The 21573-nt window shown below is 51.8% G+C and carries 27 protein-coding genes; 19 read left to right on the top strand and 8 right to left on the bottom strand.

The annotated features are described in order from the left end of the window. Positions 1-149: 149 nt before the first annotated feature. Positions 150-395 (bottom strand): hypothetical protein, encoded by a 246-nt coding sequence (locus tag R3I13_RS06100; RefSeq protein ID WP_346317040.1) that lies wholly within the window; start codon positions 393-395, stop codon positions 150-152. 407 nt (positions 396-802) lie between these two features. On the opposite strand from R3I13_RS06100, the gene R3I13_RS06095 reads away from it, so the two are divergent. The 4 genes from R3I13_RS06095 to R3I13_RS06080 all read left to right on the top strand — a co-directional run bounded on the left by R3I13_RS06095 (position 803) and on the right by R3I13_RS06080 (position 6301). Beyond that, the gene (locus tag R3I13_RS06095; RefSeq protein WP_120518891.1) at positions 803-1141 is read left to right on the top strand and encodes a PadR family transcriptional regulator; all 339 of its coding nucleotides are present in this window, start codon (positions 803-805) and stop codon (positions 1139-1141) included. Positions 1142-1184: 43 nt separating this feature from the next. Next, a complete protein-coding gene (locus R3I13_RS06090) occupies positions 1185-2987 on the top strand; it encodes a PspC domain-containing protein (RefSeq protein ID WP_346317039.1) in 1803 nt (600 codons plus the stop codon). 204 nt (positions 2988-3191) lie between these two features. Next, positions 3192-5318 (top strand): ferrous iron transport protein B, encoded by a 2127-nt coding sequence (gene feoB, locus R3I13_RS06085; RefSeq protein WP_346317038.1) that lies wholly within the window; start codon positions 3192-3194, stop codon positions 5316-5318. Between the two features lie 101 nt (positions 5319-5419). Beyond that, the gene (locus R3I13_RS06080) at positions 5420-6301 is read left to right on the top strand and encodes a M20/M25/M40 family metallo-hydrolase (protein WP_346317037.1); all 882 of its coding nucleotides are present in this window, start codon (positions 5420-5422) and stop codon (positions 6299-6301) included. On the opposite strand, the gene R3I13_RS06075 is transcribed toward R3I13_RS06080, so the two are convergent. Beyond that, on the bottom strand, positions 6291-6971 hold the full coding sequence (locus R3I13_RS06075; RefSeq protein ID WP_346317036.1) for a hypothetical protein: 681 nt from the start codon (positions 6969-6971) through the stop codon (positions 6291-6293). The two genes, R3I13_RS06080 and R3I13_RS06075, sit on opposite strands and share 11 nt — an antisense overlap. A gap of 133 nt (positions 6972-7104) precedes the next feature. Between R3I13_RS06075 and paaA the strand changes: the two genes are divergently transcribed. Genes paaA through nadD form a run of 5 tightly spaced genes read left to right on the top strand, consistent with a single transcriptional unit; the run spans position 7105 to position 10344 of the window. After that, positions 7105-8103 (top strand): 1,2-phenylacetyl-CoA epoxidase subunit PaaA, encoded by a 999-nt coding sequence (paaA, locus tag R3I13_RS06070; RefSeq protein WP_346317035.1) that lies wholly within the window; start codon positions 7105-7107, stop codon positions 8101-8103. A 10-nt stretch (positions 8104-8113) separates the two neighbouring features. Then, positions 8114-8494 (top strand): hypothetical protein, encoded by a 381-nt coding sequence (locus R3I13_RS06065; protein ID WP_346317034.1) that lies wholly within the window; start codon positions 8114-8116, stop codon positions 8492-8494. Further along, complete coding sequence (gene paaC, locus R3I13_RS06060; protein WP_346317033.1) at positions 8481-9245, top strand: 1,2-phenylacetyl-CoA epoxidase subunit PaaC; 765 nt, start codon at positions 8481-8483, stop codon at positions 9243-9245. Before R3I13_RS06065 ends, paaC begins: the two co-directional genes overlap by 14 nt. 10 nt (positions 9246-9255) lie before the next feature. Next, on the top strand, positions 9256-9744 hold the full coding sequence (paaD, locus tag R3I13_RS06055) for a 1,2-phenylacetyl-CoA epoxidase subunit PaaD (protein ID WP_346317032.1): 489 nt from the start codon (positions 9256-9258) through the stop codon (positions 9742-9744). A gap of 27 nt (positions 9745-9771) precedes the next feature. After that, entirely contained in the window at positions 9772-10344 is a 573-nt protein-coding gene (nadD, locus tag R3I13_RS06050) for a nicotinate (nicotinamide) nucleotide adenylyltransferase (protein WP_346317031.1), read from the top strand. 16 nt (positions 10345-10360) lie between these two features. On the opposite strand, the gene R3I13_RS06045 is transcribed toward nadD, so the two are convergent. Further along, complete coding sequence (locus tag R3I13_RS06045; protein WP_346317030.1) at positions 10361-11437, bottom strand: AI-2E family transporter; 1077 nt, start codon at positions 11435-11437, stop codon at positions 10361-10363. 214 nt (positions 11438-11651) lie between these two features. Here R3I13_RS06045 and R3I13_RS06040 point away from each other — a divergent pair, with 214 nt between their 5' ends. Genes R3I13_RS06040 through R3I13_RS06030 form a run of 3 tightly spaced genes read left to right on the top strand, consistent with a single transcriptional unit; the run spans position 11652 to position 12674 of the window. Further along, positions 11652-11846: a YtxH domain-containing protein gene (locus R3I13_RS06040; protein WP_346317029.1), complete on the top strand. Its 195-nt coding sequence runs from the start codon at positions 11652-11654 to the stop codon at positions 11844-11846. 31 nt (positions 11847-11877) lie between these two features. Continuing rightward, on the top strand, positions 11878-12288 hold the full coding sequence (locus R3I13_RS06035; protein ID WP_346317028.1) for a hypothetical protein: 411 nt from the start codon (positions 11878-11880) through the stop codon (positions 12286-12288). Positions 12289-12305: 17 nt separating this feature from the next. Further along, positions 12306-12674, top strand: a complete 369-nt coding sequence (locus R3I13_RS06030) for a hypothetical protein (protein WP_346317027.1) — start codon at positions 12306-12308, stop codon at positions 12672-12674. Positions 12675-12676: 2 nt separating this feature from the next. On the opposite strand, the gene R3I13_RS06025 is transcribed toward R3I13_RS06030, so the two are convergent. After that, complete coding sequence (locus R3I13_RS06025) at positions 12677-13702, bottom strand: SPASM domain-containing protein (protein ID WP_346317026.1); 1026 nt, start codon at positions 13700-13702, stop codon at positions 12677-12679. A gap of 121 nt (positions 13703-13823) precedes the next feature. Here R3I13_RS06025 and R3I13_RS06020 point away from each other — a divergent pair, with 121 nt between their 5' ends. Both R3I13_RS06020 and R3I13_RS06015 read left to right on the top strand, forming a co-directional pair. Beyond that, positions 13824-14588: a glycoside hydrolase family 25 protein gene (locus R3I13_RS06020; RefSeq protein WP_346317025.1), complete on the top strand. Its 765-nt coding sequence runs from the start codon at positions 13824-13826 to the stop codon at positions 14586-14588. Positions 14589-14597: 9 nt separating this feature from the next. Continuing rightward, positions 14598-14864, top strand: a complete 267-nt coding sequence (locus tag R3I13_RS06015; protein ID WP_346317024.1) for a hypothetical protein — start codon at positions 14598-14600, stop codon at positions 14862-14864. A gap of 11 nt (positions 14865-14875) precedes the next feature. On the opposite strand, the gene R3I13_RS06010 is transcribed toward R3I13_RS06015, so the two are convergent. After that, the gene (locus R3I13_RS06010) at positions 14876-15418 is read right to left on the bottom strand and encodes a CAP domain-containing protein (protein WP_346317023.1); all 543 of its coding nucleotides are present in this window, start codon (positions 15416-15418) and stop codon (positions 14876-14878) included. Between the two features lie 236 nt (positions 15419-15654). Then, positions 15655-16209, bottom strand: a complete 555-nt coding sequence (locus R3I13_RS06005; RefSeq protein ID WP_346317022.1) for a CAP domain-containing protein — start codon at positions 16207-16209, stop codon at positions 15655-15657. Between the two features lie 542 nt (positions 16210-16751). On the opposite strand from R3I13_RS06005, the gene R3I13_RS06000 reads away from it, so the two are divergent. From R3I13_RS06000 to R3I13_RS05985, 4 genes are all read left to right on the top strand, one after another. Further along, positions 16752-17207, top strand: a complete 456-nt coding sequence (locus R3I13_RS06000) for a hypothetical protein (protein ID WP_346317021.1) — start codon at positions 16752-16754, stop codon at positions 17205-17207. Between the two features lie 10 nt (positions 17208-17217). Further along, positions 17218-17907 (top strand): DUF4241 domain-containing protein, encoded by a 690-nt coding sequence (locus tag R3I13_RS05995; protein WP_346317020.1) that lies wholly within the window; start codon positions 17218-17220, stop codon positions 17905-17907. A 9-nt stretch (positions 17908-17916) separates the two neighbouring features. After that, entirely contained in the window at positions 17917-18528 is a 612-nt protein-coding gene (locus tag R3I13_RS05990) for a YiiX family permuted papain-like enzyme (RefSeq protein ID WP_346317019.1), read from the top strand. 104 nt (positions 18529-18632) lie between these two features. Further along, positions 18633-19337, top strand: coding sequence for a DUF4377 domain-containing protein (locus R3I13_RS05985; protein ID WP_346317018.1), 705 nt, complete (start codon positions 18633-18635; stop codon positions 19335-19337). A gap of 11 nt (positions 19338-19348) precedes the next feature. Here R3I13_RS05985 and R3I13_RS05980 read toward each other — a convergent pair whose 3' ends face one another. Then, positions 19349-19945: a DJ-1/PfpI family protein gene (locus R3I13_RS05980; RefSeq protein WP_346317017.1), complete on the bottom strand. Its 597-nt coding sequence runs from the start codon at positions 19943-19945 to the stop codon at positions 19349-19351. A gap of 176 nt (positions 19946-20121) precedes the next feature. On the opposite strand from R3I13_RS05980, the gene R3I13_RS05975 reads away from it, so the two are divergent. Then, positions 20122-20253 carry a hypothetical protein gene (locus R3I13_RS05975; protein ID WP_346317016.1) on the top strand — a complete coding sequence of 44 codons (132 nt, stop codon included), beginning with the start codon at positions 20122-20124 and terminating at the stop codon, positions 20251-20253. 63 nt (positions 20254-20316) lie between these two features. Here R3I13_RS05975 and R3I13_RS05970 read toward each other — a convergent pair whose 3' ends face one another. Then, a complete protein-coding gene (locus tag R3I13_RS05970; protein WP_346317734.1) occupies positions 20317-21351 on the bottom strand; it encodes a BamA/TamA family outer membrane protein in 1035 nt (344 codons plus the stop codon). Positions 21352-21573 lie beyond the last annotated feature (222 nt).

The following is a 21573-nucleotide window of genomic DNA, read 5'->3' as shown; positions in this document are numbered from 1 at the left end:
GGGCCGCAAAACCACCGCAGGTAACGCGGGTAATGCATAAAGCCGTCGAATCAGCCGCGGTTGCGGGATCGGTGCCTGATCTGTTATTGATAGAAATAAAAAAGGGAAAAACATGGCGTGAGGACACGCATGCTAAGGGTCAGCTAAGCTTACGCCACATTGGGGGGCGGCGTCTGTATTTCCTGGATGGGACTCGCAGGAATTTCCTCGTAATAGCTATAATTAAGGGTGCTTAGAAACAATTCGGGATTCAGCTCGGTCTCCATCTCGGCATACCGGTGGAAATTAAAGTCGCCGGTGAGCTTGGGGCCTTTGGAGGAACAACCCCCTTCCACATGCTCTTCCACGATCTGGTTACAAAACAGCAGTTTCCCCACCTCCTTGATCGGAAGCATCTGAATACACATCAGACTGATGAGAAATATACTGAGTAACTTTTTCATGAAAATCTTATACAAAAGCAAAAATAAGCCCCTAAAACCAGAAATCATATTCCCTTAGGTCAAAAAAATGTTAAATCGGACTGTAATAGATTATAAACCTTACACTTACAGTTGATAGCAGTTCTATTTTGTTTATCCTTCCCTGAAACCGCTCATCACAAATCCGGGGTTCTCAAAAACGCCGCAAATTTTTCTTTTTTAAGCCACCATGGCGGGTTTTATGTATTTCAACCGGTAATGTTCAAAGCAAATTAGTTTGCAATGTAGGGTATTGTGTATTGCATAGTAGTAAATTCTTTCTATCTTTGTATCGTCAAGTTGATAAATTGGTCAGCTGGCATAAAAAAAGCTCACTTGCCATGAATATAGACAACACACAATCACAGATGAGAAAAGGGGTGCTTGAATTCTGCATCCTTTCTATCATCAAGCAAGGCGAGGCTTACCCTTCAGACATTATTGAAAAAATGAAAGAAGCGAAGCTGGATATCCTGGAAGGGACCTTATACCCGCTTTTAACACGCCTTAAAAATGCGGAACTGCTCACCTACCGCTGGGTGGAAAGCAGCTCAGGGCCCCCGCGGAAATATTTTTCCATGACCGATAAAGGAGAACTCTTTTACCGCGACCTGGAAAATACCTGGAATGAACTGGCCAATGCCGTGCAGCAACTCACACAACCTAATACCATCCAATAAACGACCCATCCGTTTACCTAAAACCTAAAAACAAGATTGGACAATGAAAAAGATCATCAACATAAACCTGTCTAGCCGCCTGATCCCGATAGAGGACAGTGCCTACGAGATCCTGCGGCAGTACCTGGACAGCCTCAGGCGTTACTTCTCGCAGGAAGAGGGTGCAGATGAGATCGTGGGAGATATCGAGAGCCGCATCGCAGAGATATTCCAGGACAAGATCCGCAAAGGCGCACATTGCATCACCGATGAAGATGTGCAGGCCATTAAAACTTCCATGGGCACGCCCGAACAATTCGGGGAAGAAGCCGGTGGCAGTGCGAACAACAATCAATCCAACACCTCTTCTTCCGCCTCAGATTCCTTCGCACCGTACATCCGCCCCCGTAAAAGATTTTACCGCGATACCGACAACAAAGTGCTGGGCGGCGTGTGCTCCGGCCTGGGCGCTTATTTTAATGTGGACCCTATCGTGTTCCGCATCATTTTCGCCCTGATGGCCATCGGCCTGTATGGCGGCGGCATCGTGCTCTACTTCATTCTCTGGTTTGCCACTCCCGAGGCCGTAACCGCCGCGGAAAAACTGGAGATGCGGGGGGAGCGGGTAGACCTTAACAATATCAAGGCAACCGTGCAGGAAGAAATGAACTCCTTCCGCAGCCGCATGGAAAAAATGGGAGACGATGTCCGAAATTTTTCGGAGGGCCGCGGGAAACAGTTCGGTAGAGATGCCGGATCTGCAATAGAAGGGTTCTTCCGGGGGATCTTGAACGTTATTGGCTTCATGGCCAAAGGCTTCTTCCTGTTCCTCGGCGTGGTAATGCTCTTCGTATTGGTGGTAGGCCTCATCATGGCCGCTATCTTTTCCGCGGTCCTTGCTCCGGTTAAAGACCTCATTTTCGATTCGGGCGCGCAGACGGTTCTTTTCTGGCCTGCCGTGGCACTGCTGATCGGTATTCCCATTCTCGCGCTGATCCTGTTCCTGGTGCGCAAAATGACTGGTATCAAACAAACGAATAAATACGCAGGTTACACCCTGGGCTTTTTCTGGATCCTGGGCCTCGTTTTCACCGTGTGGCTGACGGTTTCCGTCACAAAGGATTTCACCGGAGCCAAGCGTTATGTGAAGGAACACGTTTTCATCACCCAGCCATCCAACGGCAGGCTGGTGATCCGCAAGGCGGAAGATATGCTGGTGATAGACGATATGAATATCTTCGACGGCAATCTCCGCGTGGTAGACGATACCGCCATCATTGGCGACATCCGGATGTTTTTCCGCGAAAGCCCCACAGACAGCTTTTCCGTAGAGGTGAAAAAAGCCTCCCACGGCCGGAATTCCAGTCAGGCCGCCATGCTGGCCAGTGAGATCAGCTACAAGATCCACCAGCACGATTCCGTGCTGCTGATACCCGATGGCTTTTCCATCCCGCGTCATTCCCTTTACCGCAACCAGGAAGTGGAAATATATGTGTACGTGCCGAAAGGCCGCGAAGTGACCGTAGACCGTGATGTGCGCCGCATCATCAACGATTGGGGCCACAAATGGTGGAGAAATCACAATTATGACTGGAACGAAGACCGCGAGATCAGGATACAGATGAACGATAACGGCTGGGAGCCTGAAGTGAGGGAAGATCCGGCGCAGCGCGGAACAGATTCTGTGTACCAGAACTACCGCTACCAGGGCCCCCGCGGGAACCCTGCGCCTAAAAAAGAAGCGCCGAAAGAGAATACCACGCCCGTGGAAGACAGCAAACAAAAAGACTCAGGTGCGGTGAAAGACAGGCGGAGCACGGCTATGGGGCTGCTGTCCCTCGTTCTCAGCAACGCCTTTACCCGGTAAACCAGGAAAAAATTCGTCACAATAAGTTTAGTTTCACATATTATAAAACCGCGGTATCCACCGCGGTTTTTTTGCTTAAACAGGGCGTTTCCCCTGTTTTTCCTTTAAAAAAGCCGCCGTTCCTCCATTTTTCCCGATCCGATCATTCCCCTCGCCATTTAATTGCTAGTTTTGCGTATTCAAAAATTGAAGGATCAGATAAGGATGAAGGTACCAATAAACATTGCGCTGGTCGGCAACCCGAACAGCGGAAAGAGCTCTCTCTTTAATGCGCTGACAGGATTAAACCAGAAGGTTAGTAATTTCCCGGGAGTAACGGTGGATAAAAAGACCGGTATTGCCCGCATTACTCCCCAGCTGAATGCCAATATCATTGACCTGCCCGGTACCTACAGCCTGTATCCCAAAAGCGCGGACGAATTTGTGACTTACGACGTGCTGCTCAACCCCGAGGGGGAAGACCGACCGGATATGATCCTCATCATCGCCGATGCCTCCAACCTCAAGCGCAACCTCCTTTTCTGCTCCCAGATCATAGACCTGAAAATGCCTGTGATCATTGGTCTCACCATGATGGACCTGGCAAAAAAGAAAGGCATAGAGATAGACCTCGCCGGCCTGGAACGTGAGCTGGGCGTGCCCGTGGTGGCTATCAACCCAAGGAAGAACAAAGGCATTCCCGCCCTCAAAAAGAACATCGAGCTGATCGCGCAGGAAAAGTTCGGCGCGCCGGCGCGCGATTTCATCGAAAATCACCAGCTGGCCCCCGCCGTGATAGAAGGTGTGAAACAAAACATCCACGGCATCAGCGATTACGCCGCCCTGCACGTGGCCGTGAACCACGACGAGCTGGACTTCCTCGACAAAACCCGCCAGCAGTCCATCCGCGCCCTTTTGCAGCAGCAGCATTTCAATAAAACGAAAGTGCAGGCAGACGAGATCATGCAGCGTTACGCCCGCATCAAACATATTATGAACAGCACCGTGGTGGAAACCGATCCCCTGCAGCAGCAACTGCAAACGGAGCGGATAGACAACCTGCTGCTGCACCGCTTCTGGGGCTACCTCATCCTGCTGGTGGTGCTTTTCCTGCTGTTCCAAAGCATCTTCTGGATCGCCAGCTACCCTATGGACCTTATCGAAGCCGGTTTCGGGGAACTGAGCGGCTGGGTATCCGGCATCCTGCCGGAGAATAATTTCAGCGACCTGCTGGTAAACGGCGTCATCGCGGGTTTGGGCGGCATCGCGGTTTTCATCCCGCAGATCATGATCCTTTTCGGGCTCATTACCGTGCTGGAAGATACCGGCTACATGGCCCGCATCAGCTTCCTGACAGACCGGCTGATGCGCCAGGTGGGCCTCAACGGCAAGTCTGTAATGCCGCTGATCAGCGGCGTGGCCTGCGCAGTGCCAGCCATCATGGCTGCAAGGAATATCGAGAACCGGAAAGAAAGGCTGATCACCATCCTGATCACGCCGCTCATGAGCTGCTCAGCCCGCCTGCCCATTTACACGATCATGATCGCACTGGTGATACCGGACAAGCCGGTACTGGGCTTCCTGAGCCTGCCGGGCCTTGTAATGATGGGACTTTACCTGCTCGGGTTCTTCATGGCTATTCTCGTAGCGGCCATCATGAAATTGTTTATTAAGATCAGGGAGAAAAGTTATTTCATCATGGAACTGCCCGTTTACCGCGCGCCCCGCTGGAAAAACGTAGGCACCACCATGGTGGAGAAAGCAAAAATATTCGTGATGGATGCAGGCAAGGTGATCATGGTCATTTCCATCATACTCTGGTTCCTCGCGTCGTACGGGCCTTCAAGGCAGATGCAGGAAGTGCATGCGAAATATGAGCAGCTGCAATCGCAAACAACAGACAGCGCGCAGCTGGCAGAGCTCGACCACCAGTTCCAATCCGATAAATTGGCCAATTCCTACGCCGGCATTCTTGGCCACGCGATAGAACCTGCCGTGAGGCCCCTCGGCTTCGACTGGAAAATAGGCATTGCGCTGATCACATCGTTTGCCGCACGGGAAGTGTTTGTAGGCACCATGGCCACGCTTTACAGCGTTGGTGAAGCAGACGAAACCGACGCCACCCTCCGCGAAAAAATGGCGTCTGCCACGCGGATAGACGGAACGCCGGTGTACACGCTGGCCACAGGCTTGTCGCTGATGATATTCTACGCCTTTGCCATGCAATGTATGAGCACGCTGGCCATCGTGAAGCGGGAAACGAAGAGCTGGAAATATCCCATCATCCAGTTCGTGTACATGACCGCGATTGCGTATGTATGCAGCTGGATCGTGTTCCAGATCTTTCAATAGAAACGCTCAACGATATGTAACCGTTCCGGCATAACCGGGACGGTTTTTTTATGGATGGCCATCGGCCCAGAAGTGGTATTTTTGAGAAAATACCCGGCATTATGAGACACACCCTCCCCATTTTAGCTATCCTCTTTTCTATTCATGCACATGCACAGGTAGATTCATCGCAGCTGATGAAAGACGTTAAAACCCTTTCCGCCGATAAAATGGAAGGCCGCAAAACCGGCACCAGGGGCAACCGCATGGCACAGTTCTACCTGCTGGAGAGGTTAAAGCAACTGAAGATCAGCCAGTTCAACAACACCTTCGAGCAACCTTTTTATTTCGGCCAGCCGCGGATCATGGGCACCAATCTTTACGGGTACATCCCGGGGCGGGTGGATAGTTTCATCGTGATCTCCGCGCATTACGACCATGTGGGGATCAGGAAAAATGCGGGAGACGCAGACAGCATCTACAACGGCGCGGACGATAACGCTTCCGGTGTGGCAACACTGCTGGCCATCGCGAAATATTTTAAAGAGCATCCCCCGAAATACAACCTGCTCATCGCCGCATTTGATGCCGAAGAGCTGGGCCTTCAGGGCGCAAAGGCTTTCGTTGCCCGCCTGCCTGTTCCCGCCGGGAAAATTATACTGAACATCAACATGGATATGGTAAGCCACAACGATAAAAACGAGTTGTACGTTTGCGGCACTACTCCCTATCCAGCGCTGAAAGGCCCGGTGAGCGCCGCTGCAGCCCGCAGTAAGGTGAGCCTGCCTTTCGGGCACGACAAACCGACGGACGGCAGCCAGAACTGGACCTCGCAAAGCGACCATTACGAATTTCATAAAGTGAAGATCCCCTTCCTGTATTTCGGCGTGGAAGATCACGCGGACTATCACAAAGTGACGGATGAGTTTGAAAAGATCAATCCTTCTTTCTTTTACCGCGCAGCCGGCGCAGTGCTGGAAGTGGTGAAGGAATTCAATCGGTAGGCGGCTCCACCCCGAACCCCCGCAGCTCGTTGCGGATGCGGCGCAGCCATTCCTGCTGGGCGATGACGTTCATGCCGCGGTTCACCGCGATATCGTATTCTTCCTGCATGCGGTTCATTTCACGGAAAGATTCGAGGTATTCGTATTGGATGCGGCTGTCATGATCGTCGGGCGTGAGCGGCATGGAGAGCACCTTGTGCCGGAAACGCTCCGCCACCAGGCGGGTAATATCAAAATGCAGCTGCTCATGTTCCAGCACGTGACGGCTGGGCGGCATGGTCCTGCTCCAGGAAGAACTTTTCACCCAGAACACCTGCAAGACCAGCCGTATTTCCAGCGTATCGCGGTACTGGCGGGTGCTGCCATCGAATGCAAAGCTGGTGTAGCTAACAGCCTCGCTCCTGCCGGAAGAGCTGCTCCTGCCGAGGAAATCGCCGGGAGCAATGTGGCGCTGGTGGTAGAAAAGCGTGTCTGACGAAGGGTCTTCGGGCCGGTTTTCCGAAACAAATACCACTTTGATGACGGGATCTTTGCGGCCGGACTGAACTGATGCATGATAATTTAGCCGGAAGTTTTTTGCAGGCGTAAAAATCTTTTCCCCGCCCGTTCCCCGCGGGTTCAGCGGCCCTGCGAGGCAGCAGCAAACCAGTGCAATGGCAGTTGTGATCATGCTGTATTAAAGATCGGAAATGTGCCGCAAGCGCCGCAAAAAAGTTTGTTAAATCCGCAGTGGGTGCAGGAATCCCGAATTGGGCGAACGGGTAAAATTCAGTAATTTACAGGATTACCAAAACAATCATTCCATGTACGGAGGTGGATACATCTTTGACGAGCCGAACAAACGGCAGTTGAACGAAGAGCAATTGCACGACGATCCGGAAAAGCTCGCCGAATTTGAAGCCCGCATTGCCCGGGGAGAAAAGATAGAACCGGGGGACTGGATGCCGTCTGAATACCGCAGGCAGCTTATCCGGCTGATAGAACAGCATGCCCATTCTGAAATTATAGGCGCACTGCCCGAAGGCACCTGGATCACCCGGGCGCCGGGTTTCAAACGCAAGCTGGCGCTCATCGCCAAAGTGCAGGACGAGATCGGTCACGGCCAGTTGCTTTACAATGCCGCCGAAACTCTCGGCAAAAGCCGCGAAGCCATGATCAACGACCTGCTGAGCGGCAAATCCAAATATTCCAACGTATTTAATTACCCGGCTGAGACCTGGGCAGACGTTACCGTGATAGGTTTCCTCATAGACGCGGCCGCAATCGTGAACCAGGTGGCCAATGCCAAAGGTTCCTACGGCCCCTACTGCCGCGCCCTGGAAAGAATATGCTACGAAGAAAGCTTCCACCTGAAACAAGGCCACGACGCGTTCATCGAGCTCGCTACCGGCACACCCGCGCAGCGCGCCATGGTGCAGGATGCGCTCAACCGCTGGTGGCAACCCATCATGCACTTCTTCGGCCCGCCGGACAAAACTTCCGTGCACAGTGAAAAGCTGATGCAGTGGAAGGTGAAAATGGCCAGCAACGACGATATGCGCAACCAGTTCCTGGATACTTACGTGCCCAAGATCTGGGACCTCGGCCTCACCCTCCCGGACGAGAACCTGAAAAAGGACCCGGCCACCGGCAAATGGACCTACTCCGACCCGGACTGGGACCTGTTCAAGAAAGTCATCAACGGCGGCGGCCCCTGCAACAAAGAAAGGCTTGACGTGCGGAAATGGGCTGAAGAGCATGGCCGCTGGGTGCGCAAGGCCTTAATGAACCCCGCAGAAAAAACAACCGCCCCGGTCGCATAAAGATATAAGCATGGATAACCAATCATTAGACCCTCGCGTAAAACGCCTGAAACTCAACAGCGGCGGCGAACCCGTTACCGTACAGGAAGGAGAGAACTGGAATGTTTTTGAAGTATTCCACCAGGAAAAACGCGGCGCCCACCACGAGCACGTAGGTTGCGTGCATGCTCCAAATGCCCAGCTGGCACTCGTTTTCGCGAAAGAACAATTTGCCCGCCGCAAAAAATGCGTGAACCTCTGGGTAGTGCGCAGTGCAGACATCCTTTCTTTCGATACGGAAGATGAGGACATGTTCGCCAACAACCTCGAAAAAACCTACCGCGACGCCAGCGGCTTCAAGGTAATGGAGAAGATCAACAAGTTTAAAAAATCCACGAATGACAAGGAATGAAGCCATCGGCTACCTGCTTACCGCCATGGCAGACGACGCCCTGGTACAGGGCCACCGCAACTCCGAATGGACGGGCCTCGGCCCGATCATGGAAGAAGACATCGCTTTTTCTTCCATGGCGCAGGACAAAATAGGCCATGCCTGGGCGCTTTACCGCATCCTGCATGAAAACCTCCAGGGACAGGAGCCGGACCGCTTCGCGTTCCTCCGCGGGGAAAAAGAATATAAATGCTGCCATCTCGTGGAAATGCCCAACGGCGAATACGATTTCAGCCTTATGCGCCACTTCCTGTTCGACCATGCGGAGGCCGTCCGCTGGGAACAGTTGCAGCATAGCTCCTTTGAGCCGCTGGCGCCGCTGGCGCGCAAGCTGAAAGGCGAAATAAAATACCACACGCTTCACGCCAACGCCTGGATCACGCAGCTATGCCGCGCAGCGGAAGAAAGCCACGCCCGCATGCAGAGCGCCCTCAATGCCTGTTTCCCGCTGGCGCTGGGTATTTTTGAGCCTCACCCCGAAGCGGAACAATTGCTGATGGCGGAAAAAATTTACGCCGGGGAAGCCGCGCTGAAAGAACAATGGATGGACAGGGTCTATAACATCCTGGCCGTGGCCGGGCTGAACCTGCCCGATGAAAAAGCCGTAACGCCCGTGTATGGCGGCCGCAAAGGATATCATACAGAATATCTTCAGCCCCTGCTGGATGAAATGGGATTCGTTTTCAGGATGGACCCGGAAGCGGTCTGGTAACCAAATGCATATGACGATAACGGAAGACAGGATATATAAAGCCCTGGAACAGGTGATGGACCCGGAGATCCCCGTGCTGAACGTGCTGGACCTGGGCATGATCACCCATGTGGAGATCACCGAGGGCGAAGCCGTGCTCATTAAAATGATCCCTACTTTTTCCGCCTGCCCTGCTGTGGAGCTGATCCGCAACAACATCCGCAGCACCGTGGAAAAAGAACTGGGCGCCAGCGTGACCGTGGAAATAGATAAAGAAGCCCACTGGAACAGCAACCGCATGGCGGAAAGCGCGAAGGAAAAACTGAAGAACTTCGGGATAGCGCCGCCGCAGATCCATAACGGGGAAGCCTATTCGGAAATACTCATGCATACCGCCTGCCCGCATTGCAACAGCGAAAACACGTACCTGCGCTCGCCTTTCGGCAGCACGCTGTGCCGGGCCATCCACTACTGCCGGGAATGCGGGCACGTGTTCGAACACTTCAAACCATTGGAGTGAGCGGACAATTTTAGGTATATTGCCCCCATGAAAATCGGTTTATACTTCGGATCATTTAATCCTATCCATACCGGCCATATGATTATCGCCAATTTTATGGCCTATCATACCGACCTCGACAAAGTATGGCTGGTGGTGTCGCCGCATAACCCGCTGAAAGCCTCCTCCAGCCTGCTCAACGAACATCACCGCCTGCACCTGGCCGAAATGGCCATCCAGGATGAGCCGCGCCTGCGCGTAAGCAATATCGAATTCTCCCTCCCCCGCCCTTCCTTTACGATAGACACGCTCGCCTACCTGACCGAGAAATTCCCCACGCAGGAATTTGTCGTGATCATGGGCAGTGACAGCTTCCAGAACATTCCCCGCTGGAAGAACTACCGCCAGCTGCTGGACAACTACGAAGTATATGTGTACAACAGGCCGGAACACCCGGTAACAGACACTTTCGGGGCAAAGGTCACTATCGTGAACGCACCTATGCTGGATATTTCTTCCAGCAATATCCGCAAATGGATACAGGAAGGCAAAAGCATCCGCTACATGGTGCCGGACGCGGTGTGGAAGTACATCAATGAAAATAATTATTACAGGGGCTGATCAACAATCTGTGGAGTTATTCCCCCGATTTTTTCATCTGCTTTTCTTTCGCGTGCGCGGTTTTCACCACTTTCACCTCGCGTTTCTTCACCAGGTATTCGTTGGAGTAGATCTTTAGCAGCACGATGAAAAGCGATATGAGCAGCGGCCCGAAGATCAGGCCGATAAAGCCGAACAGGCTTATGCCGATGATAACGCCAAAGATGGTGATCAGCGGGTGCACGTCCCCGATCTTCCGCGCCAGCAGCATCCTGAAAATATTGTCGCTGGAGCCCACCACGCCGAAGCCATAGGCCAGCACGGCTATACCCTGCCAGGTTTGCCCGATAGACAGCATGTAAAGGCCCATGGGCAAATACACCGCCGCCGCCCCTATGATAGGCAGCATGGCCGTAAAAGAAGTGACCACGAACCAGAATACCGGTTCCGGCACGCCAAATATCAGGTAACCGATAAGCGAAACCACGCCCTGGATGAGGGCTATGAGCGGTATGCCGATGGCATTGCTCACCACCATGTTCTTCACTTCCGCACCCAGCAGCTCCACGTTCTCGTCTTTCAGCGGGATGTATTCGTATAGCGCTTCTTCCATTTCCCGCGCGTTCACCAGCATAAAATACAGTATAAAATACATGATGGCCACGGCCGTGAGGGTGTTGAAAGTGGCGCCCACAAAGCCCGGCAGCACATTGGTTATATATTCCTGGATCTTTTGCAGCCGCGCGTCGGTCATCAGTTCGAAGCCCGTGTTCTGGTGCAGCTGCTCGTTTATTTTTTCAAGCCCTTTGATCAGTTCCGAAGAATGATTGATGGCATAGGCCACTTTGGCAGTAAGCATGTTCACCAGCAGCCCGAAGGGCAGGAGGATGATGAGGAAAGACAGGACCATGATGGTAGCCGCGGCCCAGGGCCTGCCCCATTTGCGCACCTCCACCAGCCTGAACATATATTTGCGTGACAACACATAAAAGGTGACCGCACCGAGGAACCCGGGGAAAAAGGCATATAGCTCCTTGAAGAGGATAATGGCCAGGAAGGCGAGGATCAGGAGAAAAACGATCTGCTTTAAACGTTCATTGTCGAGGTGGCTCATAGTTTGGTTGCTGGGTGTAATTATAATTTACGGGATTTTAGGATGATCACAAAGTTTGCCAGAATTAGCGAAAGGAACTAATAATGTTGTTTTATGTTTTATCCCGGGAGTTGAACAATTATGGAACAAAGTTTGTAACCATAGATGTGGAGTTGAATGGGCACCCCGTACTCCCTGAAACCCGATTTCTTTCACTTTATAAAAACTCTTGATTATGAGCAGAAGTTCAAAAGCAGTGGTATCTTTTATTGTAGGAGCCGCTGTCGGCGTAGCCGTGGGCTATTTCCTGAATTCAGACAAAAAGGAAGAGCTGGTAGGGAAGCTGAAATACCAGGCAGACAAACTGAAGGATAAGTTCCGTGCAAAAAAGCAACAATTCGAAGATGCTATGGAAAATGAATTAACTTGATATCCATTTCAGCATCTTAAAATCATTATGCATGGAAGATAACTTTTCCAATTATTTTACGGAAACAGGCAAGGTAGCCAGGGAATACCTGGAGACCCGGCTGGATCTTATCAAATTGCAGGCAGCAGGAAAGCTGTCGAAGGCGTTGGGTTTGTTCTTTTCGCTGATCATGGCTTTCCTGCTGTTCTTTTTTGTGGTCGTATTCCTCGGCATGGTGCTTGGTTTCTGGATAGGAGAAAGAACGGGCAGCATGACCCTCGGGTTTTCCTGCGCCGCCGGTTTCTTTATCGTGCTGCTGCTGGTGATCATCTTTTTCCGGAAAGGGCTTATTGAACGCCCGTTGGCCAATATGCTCGCGGCCGAGCTGGTAGAGGAGATCGAGGAGATGGAAGAAAAGATCGAAGAGCGCAGGGAAGAAAAAAGAAAAGCATCCAATGACTAAATTTTACCCTCCCGCATATGGCGAAAGTTAAAGTCAAGAACCTTGCAATGCTGGATCAGGAGATCGCGCGGCTCCAGCGAAAGAGCCGCAGGCTGGAAGACCAGCTGGGCAGCCGCATCGATCATCTTAAAGGAAATTATAAGAAAATGGCCGTCAATTCCGTAGTGCCCGGCATTGCCAACAGCGGCGCCATGGGCTTCCTGGGCGGAATGGCCAAAACCCTCTGGCAGAGCGGCTCCGCGAAGTCCGTGCTTACCAAGGCAGCGCTCACCGCGCTGGAATTCATTGCTGTGCGCTTCGGTATAAAGCTGTTCAACAACTTCAAGAACAGGCGGCACCGCCGCAAAGCGGAAGCCAGTAAAGCGAAATCAAGCCCTGAAGAATAACCCTACCCCCACACTTTCGTACCCTCGCTGCAGTTGGCGCAGATATCGATATGCTTGCGGCCCTTGATGATCTGGGAGCGGAACCGCACGTAGTTATCATTATGCCACAACGTTTTGAAGCTGGACTCTTTCAGGTTGCCGAGGCGGTGCGTGGCGTCTTTATCAAAACAGCAAGGCACCACCAGCCCGTCCCAGGTGATCACCGGCGAATGCCAGAGCCTCCAGCAATGATCGCTGAGCCTGTTTTTGATGGAATAGGTGCCATCGTCGTTCTTATGATAGCGGGAATATTTGTCGATAGTAGGTATCAGGCGGTTGCCTTCCTCGTAATCGTATACCTGCGCGGTCTTAAAGCGCACTTCATCCACCCCGATCTCCGCCGCCAGCTTTTTGATGTCCTCTATCTGGTGCTCGTTCGGTTTCACCACCAGGAACTGGAAGAAAACGAAGGGTTTTTTCGAGTTCAGTTCCTTTTTCCATTTCACGATATTTTTTGCCCCGGCGATCACTTTGTCAAGATGCCCGCCCACGCGGTATTGCGTGTACACGTCCTGCGTGGTGCCGTCTATGGAAATGATGAGCCTGTCCAGCCCGCTTTCCACGGTTTTTCGCGCATTCGCGTCCGTTAGGTAATGGGCGTTGGTGGAGGTGGCGGTATAAATGCCTTTGGAGGAAGCGTATTTCACCATGTCCAGGAAAGCGGTGTTCAGGTAAGGCTCGCCCTGGAAATAAAAGATGAGGTACAGCAGTTCTTTATGCAGCTCGTCGATAGTTTTGCGGAAGAATTCATTTTCCAGCATGCCTGTTGGCCTGGTGAACGCCCTCAGCCCACTGGGGCATTCCGGGCAGCGCAGGTTGCAGGAAGTGGTGGGCTCGAAGGAAATGGAAATAGGAAGGCCCCATTGGACGGGTTTTTTCCGCCATTTGCTCCAGTAGTAGCTTCCCAGCACTTTCCCGGCATTCCAGCCGCGGCGCAGCGTGAATTTGGAAAGGAAGTTCAATGCATCGTTCAGGTTCGGTTTCGGCATAAATCGGGCCTCTTTAGGAGTATAAATTTACGACAACAATACGGCCTTTCATGCACAGCACAAAAAATTGCCCTATACTTGCTGTTGATTTTTAAGGAGAACAGAAAAGCTCAACACCACCGTGGCCAGAACCAAACGCGTACGCCGCCCCCTTATTTTCCTCTTTTTTATACTGATCGCAGCCGGGATCGCCGGCGCATGGTGGCTGCTGCGCAACAAAGAGCCGCTGGAATTCGTGCGGTACGAGGAGTTTGGGATAGACATTCCCGTTAATTATTCCGTTCATGGCATAGACATCTCAAAATTCCAGGGGAATGTGAACTGGATGGCCGTGCGGCAGATGCAGGTGGAAGAAATAAAGATCAGCTTTGCTTTTATCAAAGCCACGGAAGGCATCACCCGGCAGGACGCTACATTCAAACGCAATTGGGAAAAAGCCAAAACGGCCGGCATCATCCGCGGGGCCTATCATTTCTTCTATTCCACCCGCGACCCGCTGAAGCAGGCGATCAATTTTAAGAACGTAGTGCAGCTGGAGTCCGGCGATCTGCCGCCCGTGCTCGATATTGAAGTGCACAACAATCAGCCGCCCGCCGTGATCCGCAGCACTGCCCGCATCTGGCTGGAGGAAATGGAAAAGGCTTACGGCGTGAAGCCCATCATCTACACCAATATTCATTTCTACGAAACCTATCTCGGGAAAGAATTTGACGAATACCCGCTCTGGGTAGCGCATTATTACCAGAAAGACAAGCCGCGGAGCGCCCGCAACTGGGTGTTCTGGCAGCACAGCGACATCGGCCGGGTGAACGGCATCCGCACTACGGTTGATTTTAACGTGTTTCGCGGCGACAGTTCGGAGCTGGTAAATCTTTGTATTCCGTAACTTTAGCGTATGGACGAACAGAATGACCAGGAAGAAAGGAAGGATCAGTTTGACTGGCAGCTGATGCAGTTTTTCACGAAGATCATCCGCACCGTGTTCATCGGTATGTTTTGGATGCTGATCAATATTTTCTTCGGGCTGTACCTGGGGTTTGGGGTTCCGGAGGAATCTACCCCGCTCAGGATGACCATTTTTTATGGCTGGTTTGTGTTGAGCCTTGGGGCTTACATCTATTTCCTGTGGCGGGTCTGGCGGAGGAAAATGCCCCCGCCCTGAACCGCGTTATATTATTTCGAAGTGCCGAAAACCTGCGTCCACAAGTTAGCTGCGCGACCTACGCCCATTTCCCGGAAACCGGCATTCATAATATTTTTACAATGGCCTTCGCTGCCCAGCCAGCCGCTGATCACCGCTTCTTCTTTGGAAGGCCCGCTGGCAATGTTCTCTCCCATCAGTGAATAATTAAAACCGGCCGCTTTGATGCGGGTTTGCGGGGTGGAACCGGTGGGACTGTTATGCGCAAAGTATTTACGATCCTTCATATCCACGCTGTGCTTGGCCGCGGCCAGCTCCAGCAGTACATTCCATTTAACGGGCGCAACGGGAGGCATCCAGGTGCCGTTGCAGTTGCAGCCTTTGGCGCGTACGTTGTTCACCAGTTCCAGCAGCAGGTTCTTGTCCACATTGTTCTCCACCACATCCACCGTGCCGGGCTTGGTAATTTCTTCCTCTTTTTCTCCAGGCTGTACGAGGTCTTCTTTACCGCAAGACGCCATAAACAGGCTGATAGCTACTAATAAGGGTACAAAACGAACAAATTTCAGTGACATTATTTCCCAGTTAATATAAAAACAATAGGTACTGGGCTTTTTATAGGAAGGAGGTTAAAGCACGTTGGCTTTTTCAGAGGAAAGGGTTAAGAATTATCAGGAGCCAAAGGTAAAGCGAAGCCCCCGAAAACAAGCATAGGGCTTGCAAAAAATATGTTAATGAAAATAACAAATTAAAGATCAATTTAGTATGATCCTTCGTTTGTCATGCAACTGCGGAAATAATGCAGGGAGCCTTATTTGACCGGTTTGGGACTGGCCATTTCCTGGCTCCAGAAGTTGCCGACCTTTGCCACGCCCATTTCTGTGAGTTTGCTGTTCATCAATACCTTGCAGTGCACGGGGCTTTTGGCAAAGCCTTCCACTACAGTCTTTTCATTGAGCACGCCCAGGGCAATGTTCTCGCCCCAGCTCTGCCAGATATAGCCCATGCGGCTGATGCGCACGCCAGCGGTGTTGCCTTGGAGGTCGTTGTGGGAGAAGTATTGGTTCTTCTCCATGTCTTCGCTGTGCAGGTAAGCGGCGCGTTCCAGCGACCTGTTCCAGCGGATGGGCGGGGCAGGCGCCATGAACGTATCCCCGCATTGGCAGCCTTTGGCGCGCACGTCGTTCACGAGTGAGAGCAACAGGTCTGCATTAACGGGATTGTTCATCAGGAAGGTCGTGTCTCCAATGGGCCCGGGCGGCGGCGCTGTGTAAACGGTCAATGGTTCTTTGGAGCAGGCTGCGCACACGAGTAGCCATACGCATACGGCGGTCCCGATTGCGGGACGTACGAATCGCAAAATCATTGTCTTTAATGATTTAAAGAGTGAACAATAAAGTCGGCTTTCGGAAGGCTATGGGTAAAACAGGTTTGGGGGAGGATGATCTTTTAATGGCTATTCGTAAGCATGGTTAAACCGTGGCAAAGGTATCTACCAATCCCGGAATTTGCATCTTCCGTCATGCAAAATTCCTGTTAACAGGTTGAATGTTAATAGATTGTAAACCAGGCTCACAGGTACAGGGAAGCAAAATCGATATAGCCGGCATAGTTTGAAATTCGCGTTCCCGGTTAGACATGCTTTTAATAACAGAACAAATATATAAATTTTTGATATAATGTAAAAATTTATATGTCATGTGGAAGTGGAGATTTCAGCGCCGGAAATTCCTTTCTTCAGAACATTGGTCGTATTTTTATTCGCTGTTATATTAATCTCAAACAACATTAATGAAACCGACTGTTACTGTCCTTCATGTGAACACATGGTTGCTCCCCATCTTGTTAATGATTGCCTCATGCGGGCAACCGGCCCCTGCAAAAAAATCCGCACAACAGCTGAAACCTTTGGCTGATTCGATCGTGTTAACAAAAGATTCCGTCCTCAACGAGGTTCCTGAAGAGGAGTTATGGGAGGAATGTTACCTGGTGGTGGCCGATACCGGAACGGATTATTACGCTCTCCGCGGCATCCTTGAAGAGGTTAAAAACCTTACCGGGCAAGGGATTGACACCTTCGGCAGGTATTACAACGCAGAGAAGGACAGCCTGATACTTCACGAAGACGATGAGGATCAAATGTGGGCGGGCGCTTATTTTCCCCGCCGCGAGATGACGCCGGCCGGCAGTATCGAATACCTGGATGCGTACCGGCGCAGGGATACCTCCACCCGCATGCTGGCGGCTGTAGCCGGCCTGTTTGCGGAGAAAAAAGGGGCAGATTCAATGCTGGCGCTGATCCGCGGGCAATACCAGCGCGCCTGGGTGATGAAAACCGAAGTGTACATGGGCTGCATGCATTAACCCCCGCCGGATGAAGTTCCTGAAAAAAATATGGACCCGGCACAGGGAAAATGCGCCGCCGCCCATCCACCGCGATTTTTGCAAGTTCTTTGCGATGACGGAAGCCGGAGGTATGCCCCTGGAGAAATGGTATATCGGCAAGCTGCACTTGCCGGTCGGTTTCGTGGTGGCTTGCGATCCGCTGCTGGGGCTGCACAACGCCTTCCCTTTTGCGCGGAAAGTGCCGCCCGGCGAATACCCTGCCACTATGCTGCTGGCACGCTCCGGCTTTCGGAGGCGCAACGCACTGCTGCTGGTGAAGTTTGCAGATCAAAAGCCTGTGAACTTCGAGCTGGCGGCGCTTCCCGGTCAAACAGGCCGCCGTGCGCGCAGGCATAACGGTTTCTCCGGCTTTACGGCAGACGCAGGCATCGGCTGCATCTGCGACGCGCACACGCAGAAACACTACAACAAATACCTGGAACGTTTCTTTAAAGACAATCCCGAAGGGAATATTTTCGATTCGCTTTTCACCAGGACCTTCGCGCGGAAAGCACGCGGGGAAGAACAACTTTGTTATAATTTTTACCTGCCCACCCATCCGCAGCTGAACGTGATCATGTTCCAGACCGGCTATGGAGACGGCATTTACCCTGCTTATTGGGGTATCGCGGAAGACGGTTCTGTGAGCAGCCTCGTGATCGATTTCATTGTGCTATAAATTATTTGTATGCCCGCTTTAAAACACATATTCGCATTCGCAGCCTGCCTCTTCAGCATGGCGGCTTTCGCCCAGAAAAAAGATCTCCGGGAAGGCGACATCATTTTCCAGAGCAATATTTCCCCGCAATGCAAGGCCATTGAACTAGCCACGCATTCCAAATTCAGCCACTGCGGGCTGCTTTTCAGGGGAGACCGCCGCTGGATGGTGCTCGAAGCCGTGCAGCCCGTGAGCATTACCCCCTTTGAGGAATGGGTAATGCGCGGCAACCGCCATCATTATACAGTGAAACGCCTCAAAGCCGATTCGCTCATCACACCCGAGGTGATCGCTAAAATGAAAGAAGAAGGAAAAAAATACCTGGGAAAGAACTACGACGCCTACTTCGGCTGGTCGGACGAGCGGATATATTGCTCCGAACTGGTATGGAAGATCTATCATTCCACCACTGGTCTTGAAGTAGGGCAGCTCAAACCAATGCGCGAATACGACCTCAGCCATCCGCTGGTGAAAGCCACGATCAAAGAACGTTATGGCAACAATGTTCCGCTGGATGAAAAAATGGTATCGCCCGGCGTTATCTATGAAAGTCCTTTGCTGGTAACAGTTTTAGAGCGATAATGGGCCTCCTGACACAATTGTTTTTTTCTTTTTTTAACGATGATGGAACAATAATGCAGGATCAACACAAATGCTTTTTGTTTGTTATCCTGTAAAACGATCTTATGAAACAGCATCATATCCTGGTACTTTCGGCAGCGCTGGCTTTCACCGCCTGCCAGAATAACCCGAAGACGAATGCAACCGACAGTACGGCCATAACACAAACCTCACCCGCTGAAGGATATTACGAAGCCAGCCTGGCAGCGGCTTCCAGCCCCGGCAGGCACATCACGCTCAATCTCCGCCCTGCCAACGATGCGGAAATGACGACAGATTACCTGAACGCAACGCCTGAAGTAGTGCAGATCGGCAACTGGGCCTTGCAAGACAGTGGCATAGTGGTCACACTCGTTACCGTGGGCAGCGGCAACCCGGAGAAAGACACGCTTACCTTCCGGCAGGAAGGAGAAAGTCTCCGATATACCGGCAGCGATTATGGTACAGACGGGCTTACGCTGGTAAAGAAAGAAAAGCCCGCTCCCGGCAATAAAGAACTGATCGTATGGGTGAAGGCTGAGGAAGAGTGCGACCGTGGCCCTGGTTTCGGCAAAATGAAATGTTACCAGGTGCAGTACGGCGATAAAATGATGGTGCCGGCCAACGAAACCTGGGACAAGCTGTTGGAGCCCATTGAAGGATTCACTTTCGAAAAGGAAAATATCTACAAGCTCAAAATAAACCGTATCCCCCGCGACCCGAAGATCCAGGACATAGGTGCGTACGAATACAAGCTGATAGAAGTAATGCTGAAAGAAAAAGCAAAATGACCCGCTAAGAATCACTCATGCCAAAGGCTTTGGAATTCGGGTTTATGAAAGAAGCCGAACCAGAAAGCAAATTGTTCATTGTTCTCCGGCAGCCCGAGCTTAGACACGATCGCATGGGCGAAAGCCGTACCCGCCGTGCCATTGGCAGTAATTACGTGGTCTGCCGTAACTGCTGGTTTCATTACATAATTCGCCTCCCCCTTATATTCCGGAACCGCTTGTTTCAGCAGGCCCAGGTCGTTGCTGGTATGGGGAATATCATCCAGGATGCCTTCGCTGGCGAGGTAAAGTGTGGCGTCGCAGATGGCGGCCAGCAGCTTGCCTTTGTGAAGAACGTCCATGATAAACGGGGAGATCTCCCGGTTCCTGCCTTCGCTCCAGGCGGCGCCTCCGGGCAATATTACGATGTCTGCAAAGTCTGCTTCTACTTCCGCCAGCGACAGCTGCGGGATGACCTGGAGATTGGCGGCTGAAATAACAGCTTTGCCGTCGATGGAAAAGGGGCGTACTTCATATTCGGAGAACTGCTGCAGCGCAGCGGCCGCCAGTGCGGGTTCCCAGTCGGAATAACCGTTGAAGACGAACAGGTAGCAAACTTTGTTTTTCATGATCAGCGCGTTTGAAGGTGATGGTACAAAGATCATGCGGGGGATTGACAGCGGTGTGTCAGCAGGAAACGGGGGGCCGGGAAAAATTTTTTAACGGGAAGGAAATGAGGAAACTCATTGTCTATTTCGGTATAATGCGCTAACTTGCCCCCTGAAATATTTAAAAACTGTATATCATGCTGCTGACTGTATTACTTAATTCTACCTACGAACTCGGCAATAAGATCGGCCATTTCGGCACCTGGTTCTGCATCATCATTTTCGCTGCAATGTTCCTGTACGCCATGGTGAAGTACGTAAAACGCTAATTCAAACTTACTCCAGATACCGGCTGCTCCCGCATGGGGCGGCCTTTTTTATGCCCTGAACTTTTAGAAGGCTTCTGATACGGAAAGGTAGAAGCCGCTCTGCCGCTTCTCTCCCGTTCTTTTTTCACCCCAGCCATAATCCAGCCGCACGGTCAGGCGGGTATGCTTGTCGTAAAAATAGCGGATACCCAGGCCGTAATTGGGTTTCAGCCGGTCCAGCGCAAAATTGCGGTTGGAGAATACAGTGCCTGTGCCGGCAAAGGCCGCCAGGGCAAAGGTGGGCTTCATGTCTATGAACCACATGTTGATATGCATCTTCGGGTCGAAGTAGTAGCGGTACTCCGCTTGTGCGGCGAGATAGTTCTGGTCGCGGTAGCGGCCGGTATAGTACCCGCGCATGATATTGTCGCTACCAAGTTCCGGCAGCAGGTAGAATGGCAGCGTTTTCCCCTGGAGGGACTGCCCGTAGCCGTTCACGCCAAGCGTGCTGCGTTGGGAAATGCGGAAAAACTTGCTGGCCTTCACTTCCATACGCCACAGCGGGTGCTTGCTGAGGAACTGCGGGGCATAAGCCATGGTCAGGCGGGCGTAGGTGCCCAGGGTACAGTAGTTCTGGTTATCGCGGTTGTCATAGATAGCGGTAACACCCAGGAAAGTGGCGTAGCCGCCTTCTTTATCCACAAGCGCCGTTTCGGGATAGATGCCTTTATTTTCATCCTGGGTGAACACGTCGTGCTGGTAGGTGACGGAAAGGCCTGCATAAAAGTGGCTGGTGATGCGCCTTTCGGCTTCCGCCAGTAATTTATAACGTTGATTGCCCACGAGAGAACGGTCTGCATAATGTGTGGTATCGCCAAGGCCGTAGAAATAGACCGGGAAATCGTGGTAGCGGACGTTGGTTTTGATGTGCCAGTCATTGTTCCTCGTCCAGTTATCTGTACGCAGGTCTATTTTGAACTGTTTGTTGGTAGTGAAGGTGGCGAGCAGGCTGGCAGTGGAGTTGCGGGTAAAAGGAGACGGATTCTTTTTATCGCCATAATAAGAGTAAAGCGCCGCCACGCCGAGTTCCAGGCCCTTTTCGGGAGAATAACCGAGCACGGGCAAGGGAAAGAAGCTGTTTTTTCTATGGGCAAGGAGAGAGTCCTGCGCCTTTAAACCAGAGCTTGCCAACACGCACAATGATAGAGCTGATAAAGCTTTCCGCATAGGGGCGCAATATGCGAAAAATATTCCGACCGGCAATGTGTTGCGTTATTGTGCCGTTTGCGGGCGATTAACATAAATATTTGTTAAAATAGCATCATTTTGAATTTTTTCTGT

The organism is Chitinophaga sp. YIM B06452 (assembly GCF_039655965.1).
GTDB lineage: Bacteria > Bacteroidota > Bacteroidia > Chitinophagales > Chitinophagaceae > Chitinophaga.
This window is presented reverse-complemented; position numbering and strand designations above follow the sequence as displayed.